The sequence below is a fragment of the Patescibacteria group bacterium genome (assembly GCA_028707495.1).
Lineage (GTDB): Bacteria > Patescibacteriota > Patescibacteriia > UBA2591 > JAQWAS01 > JAQWAS01.
Genome location: JAQWAS010000001.1, coordinates 127,444 through 139,750, shown reverse-complemented (window position 1 = coordinate 139,750; position 12,307 = coordinate 127,444). Strand labels below are relative to the sequence as shown.

The following is a 12,307-nucleotide window of genomic DNA, read 5'->3' as shown; positions in this document are numbered from 1 at the left end:
CGTTAGAACTTGGTATTAATGAAATCAGCTATTTGTTGGGCATGATCTGGCTGGTTGTCGAAATAATCAGAACCCAGAATTATTGATTCGGGATTTGCTAACTTTAAGCCATCAACATCGCTTAATGAATAAACGATAATTTCAACCATTAACTCAAGTTTTATTTTGGGAATAATTTTTCCCAAGACTTGATCTTTGTCGATATTATTAAGCACAACATAATACCAACCTTGTTTATCTTGTCTGACTTCAGCAGGGGTTGTCAAATTTCCTCCTTTAAATTTAACGATTGATAAACTTTGATTTTATTATTAATATATGATAAACTTAAATTAATTATTTGTCAAGACTAACAATTAAATTATTTAAAAATATGGATTTAGAAAGAAGAGATTTTTCTCCTCAAAATTTACATCAAGAAATTCAAGAAGAAATTAATAATCGCCAGTACAGACTTGAACATGGTCAGGTAGAGGCTGGAGAGATAGTTCTGATTAAAGAAGAAATTAGAAAATTGGAAGAAAAACTTAAAAATTTAAAATAGAAATTAAATCAAAATTTAAAACCGCAGACTAAGAGCTGCGATTTTTAAGGTAAAAGAGAACAATCAGCGCCGAAACGCCAATTACGTCGAAAATTAAAAGAACAATGAAAATATTTTTGATTTTTGACGGCATGGTTTTGATAGTGTGAATGAGCTGAGAAATTTTTTTCATTTTAACCTCTTTCGAATTGTTGGTTGAGAATATCTTGATGGCCAGCTAAAAAAGCTGAACCAGAGTTTGATTTCTTACCCTCCAGTTGAATTTGATGAACAATTAAACTATTTTTTTGACAGGCTACGCAGAGGTAGCTATTTTTTTTGAAAATTAAACCTGGCGTTGAAAATTGATCCGGCGTGATTTCGGTGGCTAAAATTTTTAAAGTTGATTGATTCCATTTTGTCCAAGTGCCAGGCCAGGGATTTAAGGCCTTAATTTGTTGGTGAATTTGTTGAGCTGAATTACACCAATCTATTTGTCCATCTTGCTTGGTTAAAATCTGAGTATAGGTAGCTTGAGAATGATTTTGTAATTGAGGCTGAATTTTGTTTTCTAAATAATTTGGTAATGTTTCTATTAATAATTCAGCTCCTAAATTAGCCAATTTGTCGGATAAAATTAAATAATTGTCTGATTCTAAAACTTGGTATTTTTTTTGACTTAAAATTGGACCATGATCCATTTGTGCATCCATTAACATTAAAGTCACACCGGTTTGTTTTTCGTTATTTAAAATGGCCGTTTGAATAGGGGATGCACCTCGATATTTAGGCAATAAAGAAGGATGAATATTTAAGCAACCAAACTTAGGAATATCTAAAATGGTTTGAGGAATAATTTGACCATAAGAAACCAAAATAATTAAATCTGGTTTGATGTTTTTAATTTCGTTTAAGCAATCTTTAATTTTTATTGGTTGTAAAATAGATAAATGATTTTTTTCAGCTAAAACTTTAACTGGCGGAGGAGTTATAATTTTTTTACGACCCACTGGCTTGTCAGGTTGAGTAATAACTAATTTTAAATCAATAAAATCGGTTTGAATTAATTTTTCTAAACTTGGTAAACTAAATTCCGATGTGCCAATAAAAATGGTTGAATATTTTTTCATAAAAAAACTATTTATCGAGTTGCCATTCAATTTCTTCTTCTTTACCTGCAAATTCCTTCCAATCACCATCAGGCATAATCACAAACCATTTTAATTTGGTTTGGCTCCAAACTAGGGGATAACCATCATAAAATGGTTTTTTAACTCTTTCTTTAGGTTTGAGTTGATCTAATTCTAGCCATTTTTTAAAAACAGTTTCAATACTATAATCTAAATTGCGTGATTTAGCCCAAGCGGCTACCTTGGTAATCGCTTGTTTAGCTTGGTTGATTGATCCAGCTAGTGCAATTAATTCTTTGGCTGGACGAACATGGCGCGAATAGATTATTTTTTTTTGCCTGGCATCTTGTTTTATTTTTTCCAAACTTAAACCCTTACTCATAAAATAATGATTCACCACTTGTTGAATGTCAGTTTCTTGCTCTTGTTTTTGTTCTGGAGTTAATTTAGTTGGCATAGATTTAAGCGGCTTGAGTATTTATTTTTGACTCATCAGAGACAAAATTATTATCGTAATAAAGGATGTTTCTGTGGGGAATACCCTGCTCGACTTCTCGGTTTTTTATCGTCTTAGCCTCATACATTTGTTGGTCTGCTCTTTTAATTATAGTTTCTTGAGTGTCTGTGGGATGGAATTCGGCCAAACCACACGAAATGGTTGGTTGATAAGTTTTGTCGCCCGGGGTTGTCAATTCTGTTTTTTCCATATCTGCGAATAAATCTTCCATTCTTTTTTTAGCATCTTCTATAGTCATGTCATGAAAAATTATCAAAAATTCATCTCCGCCATAACGAATGACCGTATCTGATGATCGGGTATTTTTTATAAAAAGATTGGCCTGGGTGGTCAAAACCATATCACCAAAATCATGTCCATAAGTATTATTAACCTTGCCGAAATCATTACTGTCAATAAAAGTAATGACAAAGGTTTCATTTTTGCGTTTGGCATCTTCGATTTCACGTTCCATTATTTCTTCACAGCCTTGCCGATTCCGCAAACCAGTTAAAGGATCTTTATCTTTAAATAATTTTAAAATTTCATTTTTTTGATCACTCAATAAGGCTAGTATTTTTATTGATTCCATTTTACGCTCCGGAGAAAAAAAATTTACTTTAACAATTTTGTCCATTAAAGTAGAAAATTCTAAACCCCGTTCAATGTTTTGTATTTCATCTTTATCTAAAAAATCCTCGGGTAATAAATCGGTCACCTTGCTTTCAGAAAGATTTAATTCAGATTTAATTTTATATCTAATTTCTGTATTAGTAGAAATATCAAAATATTCAATAAATGGTTCTAAAAATCTTTTTTCTTCGGGTTCTAATTTTGCTAAAGCTTCTTTAATTTTTTCCTGCATCCTTTTTTCAATAGCCATTCTTTTTTCTAATAAAGCTTTACCTATATGATCTTTAACACTATCTTGTTCTATTTCATTCTCCGGTTTTCGCTCTGATGAATTTTTTGAGTTATCCAATAAACCCATATCCTCAGGAGATAATGAATGAAAGTTTTCTTGATCCATATATTTATTGTTTAAATTCTAAAATTAATTTAATTCCCTCCAATGTATATTGTGATTTAGATTGTTGTTGTTCTTGTAAATAATTTTCAAATTCTATTTGTAAATTTGAATTTTTGATTAATTGCCATAAAGCTTCTATGATTTTAATTTTGTCAGAATAGTTTAGAGTCGTGCTCATAACCGTTGATGATAAAATATCATCAAAAATTTGATTGGCTTGTTGTTGTTCCATATTTTTTAAAGTTAATATTTAATTTTATTTATTATAGCAAAAACTTTTATTTTAGTCAAATATTTTTATTCTAGTTTAAAATTCATCATTAAATAACCAACCCCCAATGGTCCTTCGTAAGATAAAACTTCTGGTTGGTAATTGATACCATCTAAAATTCCCAAAAGAATTAAAAATGGTTTTAAACCACACTGATTAGCTTCCTCAACCAGGGTAGTATCTAAATTAATTATTTTATCAACTTCTTTCTTTTTTAAATACTTAATTAGTTTATCATCAAAAATTTGTCCCTTTTCGTTGTAACCGGCCGGAGAATCTTGGGTCAAAGTATGGGCTAGTTCACCAGAAGCAATTACAGCTATTTTGAGAGTTGATAAATTAATTTGTCGACCCATGGCTTGGCCAAATTTAAAATGCATAGCATGATTCAACAAAGATATATTTATAGGTAAAATAGAAAAGTTTTTTATTTTTAAAGTTAAATAATAGAGTGGGATGCTAGTGCCATAATCAAGTTGCGATTGATAATTTAAAATCAAGGGCAAATCTTTACTTGAATCAACTAGGCTATTTTTAATTTGATGAATAAATTCAAAATTACCATCAAATTCAAGTTGAGTTACGAAATCGCCAAATTCTTGAAAATTTACAAAATATTTTTGAGCTAAACTCAAATTAAAAGCTTTTTCGCAAATCAAGCCATGAGGTGAAATGGTTAAAATAATTTCTGGCTGTAAATCAATTAATTGGCGGTTTAATTTTTTAAACGCTTCGATGGTAGATTTAATCTGATTAATATTATCTTTACCAATCTCTGGGATTGAAATTGGGGGATGGGGGGTAACGGCTGAAAAAACTAGAGCCATGAATTTATATTTAATTTATAAATTATTTAATTAACGGTTTTAATTATTTCGCCATTGTCGTGTAAGTCTAAAACCTTTTGTGGCACCGTTGAAATATTTTCCCATTTATAACCCATTTCTTTAAAAACTTGGCCTGATAAAATTGGGTTTTTACGACCACGGGCAATTACATAAACCGCTGAACTGTCTGTTGATTTAACCAATTCACCATCATTAATTTTTAATAAACCGCCATATTTATATTTGTCTAATTCACCTTCGCTAGCGGAAATAACTTTACGGTTGGGAAAATTAATATCTAAAATTGATCGATCAATAATGGGATATTTGATAGCGTCTTTAACATAATAAACGCCACCGGTTTGTCGATCTTGCAATAAAGTTCCATTGGGGTAAACGCTTTTAATGGTAATCGGTTTGCCTTGTGAATATAAAGCTAGATCTTCTTCGGTGACATCAATAATTTCCTCGGGGTGAAAACCCATCATTCTGAAAGATTCTTGAGAGTCAAAACCACGAAGAATGTTTTCATCAGTGATTAAATAAACCGTGCCTTGAGGTGATCGTAAAAGTGAATAGCGCGGAAATTTAATCGGATAACCGATGTCATATTTTTCAATATCACTTGATGAAACACTTAAAATTTTGCCTGAACTGTAACTAGCATAGAAAGCTGTACGTGACAAAAAGGCATGGCGTTGACCATTGCGAATTAACCATACACCCGGTTCACCTACAACTTGTAAGAGTGATCCGTCGGGATAATTTTTAACATACCAGCGTTGCCAAATTTTCCAAAAATTATAATTGCCGTGATAGTGGGGAGTGTAATTATACAAACAGACAGTGGCTAAATTTGAAGGGGTAATTGTATAACCGTCAATGTTATAACTTTGACCAATTATTTTCAACCAAGAGGTTGGATAATTATCAATATACCAACGCAATAAACCCGCTGCACCATCAACTTGATTGGCAAAACCTTTGTATTTTTGTAAAGCAGGATCATTAGGGTTTGAACCATCGGGTCTGTGCCAGCCCATTGCCCAATCATAATTGTATTGGGTTGGGTTGGGATTTTCAACTAGGCTTTGTTCTTTTTGTAATAAAACCAACAAAGCTTTTGGATTAATAGCATTTAATTGACTCGCATTATAAATAATTTCAGAAGCTAATTTTATTTTGCCGTCAACGTCTTGAGTATAATAATTTTGTAAACTACTATTTTTATTTTCTAAAAATTTTTGAATATTTTCTGATGACATGGTGTCAAAGTCAATCAAGTCTAAATCTGAAATAATATAATCGGGATTAAAATCGCTTGCTTGAGTTAAGGATGGAATTAAAAAAGCAACAATTTGAATTGTGATTAGAGTTAAAATTAAAATGCGTTTTGATATTTTTTGCATGTTGTTTTGTTGTAATAAATTATATTTTATTAGTATAACATTTTATTTGATGATTCACAATTTTTTGCGTGTCATTGCGAGGGAGTCCGCCGACTCGGCGGACGACCGTGGCAATCTCGTAGATTAAAGCACTATACGAGATTGCTTCGCTACGCTCGCAATGACGCTATACTGTACGAGATTGTTTTCAAGCCAAATCGGCGGGTCGCAATGACACTAAAAATTAAGAATATTCATTTTAAAAAACTTATCCACACATTCAGGTTTGGAGAATTATAATTTTTGTTGTATAATTTTATAATACTAAAAATAATCAAAATAAATTTCATAAACTCAAAATGCCTCGATTTAATTTTTTTAAAATTAATTGAATAATTTTTTTGAGTTTTTATTTTTTTAAAAAATATAAAAATAAATATAAAATATAATTTAAAAAACTATGTTAATAAAAAGTGAACCTATGTCTAAAAAAACATTCTTTTTTACCCTGGGCGTGGTCTGTCTAGCGGTAATAGTTTTAATTATTGGATACCAAGTTTTATGGCATCCTCAGGCCGGACCTGAAATTCCACCGACTCATCAAATTCCGGTTTCTACACCAGTTGAAGCAACTGTAAGTAGTAATGCCTTTACTGTCGATTTAGGGGCAGATAGTGCGACGACTGGGACATACACGGTCACGGCAACTTATGGTGACACAACCACCACAACTGAGTTTGATATTGTAGATGTTTGTACCGCTGATTCAACGATTATTGCGAAGTGTGGTTGTGGAAGTGATGTTTTTTCTGAGGGATATTGTTGTTTGGGTGGAGGTAACGTACCAGTAGAGAGTGCTTGTGGCTATGGTAGTATTGAAGGACTAGTTATTGACAACAATGGTAATCCAATCAGTGGAGTAATCGTTAATTTAAATGATAAAAATGCAAATTTTATTTCTCAAGCCACCACCGACGACAGTGGTAATTTTTCTTTTACCAAGGCGTGTGATTCATTTGGTTTAACTTTTTCAAAAGATGGTTATGATAAAAAAGGAGCAGTACCTAAAATTATAGTTGGCGCTACGGCAACTGTTTTAGTTGAATTAACCGAATCTGCTTCAACCGGTTCATTATCTGGCACAGTAACAAATAGTGAAACGGGTGAACCGATTGCTGGGGCTTTAATACAATATAGGAATATAGCAAATGGAGAAGGCAGTACAACAGTAACGACTCCCGTTGGCAGTTATTCTGCATCTCTGCCCGAGGGTGATTATATGTTAACTGCTTCAGCAGATGGCTTTGATAAAAGCGCCAAAGTACCCGTAACTATTAGCAAAAAAACTCCTGTTGTTCAAGATTTTAGTTTAACGCCAATAGTCTATGGTTCATTATCTGGCACAGTCACAAATGGCGCCACGGGTAAGCCAATTGCTGGGGCTTCAATACTATATGCCAATCCAGTAACTGGAGAGGGAGGTACAACAGCAACGACTACCGTTGGCAGTTATTCTGCATCTCTGCCTGAGGGTGATTATATGTTAAGTGCTTCAGCAGATGGTTTTGATAGAAGCGCCGAAGTGCCAGTAACTATTAGCGAAAAAACTCCCGTTGTTCAGGATTTCAACTTAACACCTACGGCTCCGAAGGGGACATTAACAGGTTCGGTTTATGATTCTGTGACTCTCGCGCCAATTGATGGAGCACAAATTACAGAAACATTAACGGCTGAGAGTGCTAGAATAAAGGTTGACACGTACAGTCTCTTATTAACGGTCGGTGATCATTTGCTACAAGCAAGTGCCAATGGTTATACCACTAGCGATCCAGTTCAAGTTACTATTACTAAAGGCGGAACCACAACCCAAGATTTTAGTTTAGTGCCAGTAGAAGTCGTTCCTACGGACACTGGGACACTATCTGGCACAGTGACTGATATAAATACCGGCGCACTAATTGGAGGGGCACCTATTAGTTATACCAATGTTTTAACTGGTATGTCTAATTTAGCTTCTACGGATGCAACGGGTAAATATGCAATAAAATTGGAACTTGGCACGTATGATGTATCTGCTAGTGCTTCTGGTTATGCGACTAGTGATCCCGTGTCAATAAATATAACTGAAAAAGGTCAACTTAAAACTTGGAATTTTACTTTGAGTCCAGCGGAGGCGCCTAAAAAGGGTAGTTTGATTTTTGCGACAATTGATAATTTATTTAATAATTTAATAAATAAATTTTTAAATATTTATTCAGTTCAAGCAGCCGACAAGAACGCATGGGAAGTAATGGTTAAAGAGAAGGAAGTCGGAAATCCAATCATGGGCGCAAAATTTTATATTAATGGATCATTAAATCCCGATCTTACTACCGATGCAAATGGTTCTTTAATTCTTCCAACTGCTCCGGTTGGAACTTATTCTGTTTATGTTACTGCTACTGGTTACAAGGATTCCGATCCAGTTTCAGTTAAAATTGTTGATGGAGGAACTGCTACCAATATTTTTCTTCTAGAAAAATCAGCTCAAATTTTAACTCCCACCATTACCATTCCAACTGTTAGTGATATTATTAAGGGTGGTAATGTAACTATTTCTGGCACAACTGAAAATATTGCTGACGGTGAAATTATTCAAATTACCGTAACTAAAAAAGTTACGCCGATTACCTTAAGTGGACAAGTGACTTGTTTTGACGCCTATGACAGACCAGTTGATAGCGCGAAAGTTGAAATTTGGTCACCCGATGTGGCAACTGGCGATTATATAGGTGCTACCAAGACCGATAGCCAGGGTTTTTATACAATTACAGTTAATACAGGAACAACTTATCAAGCTAGGGTGATTGGACCAACAGAAGCCTATCAACACCAATTAAGCGATCAATTTTCCTTGCTAGGTGATTTTACGGGGGCAGATATTGTTACCTATTTAAAACCCTTTCCATTGAAAGCTGAATCTGTTCAGCAATCAGTACCATTAGCTATTACCAAAGAGAGTGATGGAATTAATACTTTATATCATTTTTCATTTAAGATTCAGACCTATAATAATGATAAAATCTATGGAACCACACCGATTGTGCCTTATGAGTTAAAAGCTCAAATTTTAGACCCAAATGGTGATGGAACCACATATCTCAAATCTCGTAGTCAGTTGAATGTGATAGCTCCAGTCAGTTCAAACGTTTTAGAAAAACTTAAAAATGGTTTGCAGGTTAAATTTCAAGAACTAGCTGAAAATCAAACACCCAAAGCTTTGGCTAAAGATCTCGCTAGCGCTTCTACAGATTTAACCCAAATGGGGGGTATGATATTTAATATTGTTGATGAGAATGGTTCTACTGTTTTTTCCAATGTTACAATTTTAAATAAACGTATTGGTCAAATTTCATTACCTATATATCAAGCTGGTCAACTCTTGGATTATTGGCCAGCCGGAGAATACAAGATAATAGTTGACGCTAAGGGTTATGCAACTCAAAGCCAAAGCATAAATGTGACTGCCGGAGAAAATACAGCGGTTAATATTGGATTAACGGCTTACACTTTTGATCAAGTGGCTATGGAACCGTTCTTAAAAATGCAAGGTTTTAACGAAGTATCATTGGGTGAAGCAGTTATTTTTGAGGGCGCAACAAATATTAATCCTTACGAATATCCATTAACCTTAGAAGCAACACCTCAGCCACCTAAAATCTCTATTAACCAAGCATTAACCAATCAATTCCAAAAATTTGATGACGAATTTAAATTGAAATTTGAAGCTCAGGGTTCTCAAAATATTCAAAAAATGAAATTCAAAATGCAGACAGAAGATGGAAGTATGCTAGATTGGGTAGATTATGAATTAAATAATGGAATTAGTACAAGCGTTGAAAAGGAGATTGATGTTAAAGAAGTTTTAGGATTAGATAATGCAGACAAACCTGATGGTAAATACATTATTTATGTGGCTGCCGAAGATACTCTAGGTCAATCAACAGATAGTGATGAATATACGCAATTAACGGTTTATAAAGATACGCGTCCACCCAAACCGCCACAAGGGTTTAATAAGCCATTCAAAATTTATCGTAAAGAAGTAGATGAAAAATTCTATCAAGAAGATGCTATTGATAGTTTGCGTATTCCAATTGGCGAAAAGGTTGATTTGTACTCCAACTTAGAGGATGATACTGCTTTGACTGACAATGTTTCTGATATGGAAAAGGTTGTGTGGTATGTTGATGATGTTCAAATTTGTGAAGACACAACCGCGCCTTTCACTTGTGAATGGGATACCACAGAATTACATTCAACTGTAACTACTGAAGGTTATGATGGCGCTGGGAATGTTTATTCTAGCTCATATACAGTTGAAACTTATTCAGCGACCGGTAGACGATCATTAGTAGCCGATGAAACTGCGCCAGAAGCTGTCACTCAGGTTGAAATTATTAATCCAGACAACAATGACGGCACTAGCTTGTTATTAACCTGGACGAATCCAACTGACGATGATTTAAAGGGCGTTGAAATTTATCGTAGCACTACTTTAGCTCAAATTCCCGCAACTCCAATTATTAAAGTTGAAGGTGCTGAATCATATACTGATGTTGATTTAACAGCTGATACAATTTACTATTACACCTTTAGGCCCTATGATATTACTGGCAATGTTTCAACTGATACTAATCAATATTCTGGCACACCAATTGTTCAAACAGAAGAAATTGGTGGTGACGATACCGATGTTGTTTTAGAAGAAGCAACCGGACCAACTCAATTAGAATTTATTCCAGCCAAAGAAACTGGTCTAGCTAAAATTTCTTTGGAATTAAAATCTAACAGTTTCGACACGTCTAACTTGATTGCTTCAGAAACTCAAAAACCAGCCGAAATTGAATCAGTCGCTAAAGATAATGAAGTAGTTTATAAATATTTCAATATCACCTTAAACGATTTAAATGATGAAAATATTGAAGAAGCTGTTTTAGAGTTTAGTGTAGCCAAATCTTGGTTAAGTGAAAATGATATTAATCCCGAAAGTGTTAAATTCTATCATTATGTTTATCATTCACCGGGAAGTTGGGAAAAAATCACTACCGTTAAAAGCTCAGAAGATGATGCGTATTATTACTACCAAGGTTGGACAGCTGAAGTTGATGGACTCTATGGCATTGTTGGCCGTAAAAATGATGCTCCAGCCGAAGAAACTCCCTTGGGTAGAATTGGAGGAATGATTTTCATGGATACTAATCAAGATGGAAAATTCAATTCAGAAGAAACAGGAATTAAGGATATTACGGTTAAATTATATGTTGATTTAGATCGTGACACTAACTTGAATTTTAGTAAAGATGAATTATTGTTAACTCAAACAGTCAACCAAGATGGTGTTTATTCCTTTGATGAATTGCCAAGTGCTTATTATATTATCTACATTGATAGGGGATCATTGCCAGAAAATTATGCCTTAACTACCAATAACGAACCTTTATTTGTCCCATTAGGCGAAGGCGAAATCATGGAAAATTTTGATATTGGTTATCGCATTGTACCAGCTGAAAATGTAGAAGAATTAGCCTTAATTCAAGAACAACGTCAAAAAGAAAACGATGAAACTAACAATATAATTGTTACGCGTAAGGCTCGGCGTGTTATTTCTTCTATTTTACCAGCAGTCGAAGCTAAAGAAGAAGTTGAAATTACGCGCGCTATTGCTTGGGCATCTGCAATTATCGTAGTGATGGTTTTCTTGGTTTGGCAATTAACTAAAAAACCCAAGGAAGCTATTTAATCAACCGATAGTCCTGTTAAAAATCAAACTTAAAATAAAAAGATAAACGTCGGGCTATCTCAGTCCGACGTTTATCAAATGTGCATGTTTAACATTGAAACACAAACAATCAATCAAATTGCGTATTATGTTGTTTTCGTGGGAGCAGTTTTAGTCCCGCCATTATTTTGGTTATGGTATTTTCGCTACCACGATCGTCGCAAACCCGAACCGCTAAGTTTATTATTTTTTTCTTTTATCTTGGGAGCTATCTGGTGTGTAGTTATTTTTCATGTTAATTTGGTTTTTGGTCGTCAACTACTCAATGTTGATTTAAAAGTTTTTATTTTAAGTTTTGCCTTTTTGGAAGAATTAGGTAAATTTTTAGTGTTAAAATATTATGTTTATGAGCGTGAAGACTTCGACGAAACTATTGATGGTATAATTTATGGTATTACAATTGGTTTGGGATTTGCTACAGCCGAAAATATCTTTAATTTAATTTATCAGGGGACAGACGTTATTTTTACTCGTTTTGCTAGCGCAACTTTATTGCACGCTTTATTGACTGGCATAATTGGTTATTATTTAGGTTTAAAGAAATTTAAATTTTTAACCAAAAGATTTTTGGAACTTAAGGCACTGTTAGTTGTCATTTTGCTTCATACTGTTTATAATTTTTTTTCCTATCAAGAAAAAACCTTTTATTCTTTCAGTGGTGTTCTTATTTTAGCTATGGGCTTGTTTATAATATTGTTTTTTATGATTCAAAAATTGAAAGGTATTGAAAAATATCGTCAATTATTGGCTGATTCTCGAGAGTGGGTTATGCAAAAAAAACAACGTCCAACTTAAATTTTTCTAAAATTAAAAAAGACTGG

General features: G+C 33.7%; 10 protein-coding genes. 3 read left to right on the top strand and 7 right to left on the bottom strand.

All coding sequences use genetic code 11. The features are described 5' to 3' along the window. Positions 1 to 2 precede the first annotated feature (2 nt). Positions 3 to 266 (bottom strand): hypothetical protein, encoded by a 264-nt coding sequence (locus tag PHS07_00675; protein MDD4606842.1) that lies wholly within the window; start codon positions 264 to 266, stop codon positions 3 to 5. 107 nt (positions 267 to 373) lie between these two features. On the opposite strand from PHS07_00675, the gene PHS07_00670 reads away from it, so the two are divergent. Beyond that, the gene (locus PHS07_00670) at positions 374 to 544 is read left to right on the top strand and encodes a hypothetical protein (GenBank protein MDD4606841.1); all 171 of its coding nucleotides are present in this window, start codon (positions 374 to 376) and stop codon (positions 542 to 544) included. Between the two features lie 173 nt (positions 545 to 717). Here the strand turns inward: PHS07_00670 and fmt are convergent, their stop codons facing one another. The 6 genes from fmt to PHS07_00640 all read right to left on the bottom strand — a co-directional run bounded on the left by fmt (position 718) and on the right by PHS07_00640 (position 5,686). Further along, entirely contained in the window at positions 718 to 1,653 is a 936-nt protein-coding gene (gene fmt / locus PHS07_00665; GenBank protein ID MDD4606840.1) for a methionyl-tRNA formyltransferase, read from the bottom strand. A gap of 7 nt (positions 1,654 to 1,660) precedes the next feature. After that, positions 1,661 to 2,110, bottom strand: coding sequence for a hypothetical protein (locus PHS07_00660; GenBank protein ID MDD4606839.1), 450 nt, complete (start codon positions 2,108 to 2,110; stop codon positions 1,661 to 1,663). Between the two features lie 4 nt (positions 2,111 to 2,114). Then, a complete protein-coding gene (locus tag PHS07_00655) occupies positions 2,115 to 3,179 on the bottom strand; it encodes a GGDEF domain-containing protein (protein ID MDD4606838.1) in 1,065 nt (354 codons plus the stop codon). Between the two features lie 4 nt (positions 3,180 to 3,183). Then, positions 3,184 to 3,411 (bottom strand): hypothetical protein, encoded by a 228-nt coding sequence (locus PHS07_00650; GenBank protein MDD4606837.1) that lies wholly within the window; start codon positions 3,409 to 3,411, stop codon positions 3,184 to 3,186. 65 nt (positions 3,412 to 3,476) lie between these two features. Next, the gene (locus tag PHS07_00645) at positions 3,477 to 4,277 is read right to left on the bottom strand and encodes a class III extradiol dioxygenase subunit B-like domain-containing protein (GenBank protein MDD4606836.1); all 801 of its coding nucleotides are present in this window, start codon (positions 4,275 to 4,277) and stop codon (positions 3,477 to 3,479) included. Between the two features lie 26 nt (positions 4,278 to 4,303). Beyond that, complete coding sequence (locus PHS07_00640) at positions 4,304 to 5,686, bottom strand: hypothetical protein (GenBank protein ID MDD4606835.1); 1,383 nt, start codon at positions 5,684 to 5,686, stop codon at positions 4,304 to 4,306. Between the two features lie 460 nt (positions 5,687 to 6,146). Here PHS07_00640 and PHS07_00635 point away from each other — a divergent pair, with 460 nt between their 5' ends. Both PHS07_00635 and PHS07_00630 read left to right on the top strand, forming a co-directional pair. Beyond that, complete coding sequence (locus PHS07_00635; GenBank protein MDD4606834.1) at positions 6,147 to 11,447, top strand: carboxypeptidase regulatory-like domain-containing protein; 5,301 nt, start codon at positions 6,147 to 6,149, stop codon at positions 11,445 to 11,447. Positions 11,448 to 11,531: 84 nt separating this feature from the next. Further along, positions 11,532 to 12,281 carry a PrsW family glutamic-type intramembrane protease gene (locus tag PHS07_00630; GenBank protein ID MDD4606833.1) on the top strand — a complete coding sequence of 250 codons (750 nt, stop codon included), beginning with the start codon at positions 11,532 to 11,534 and terminating at the stop codon, positions 12,279 to 12,281. Positions 12,282 to 12,307 lie beyond the last annotated feature (26 nt).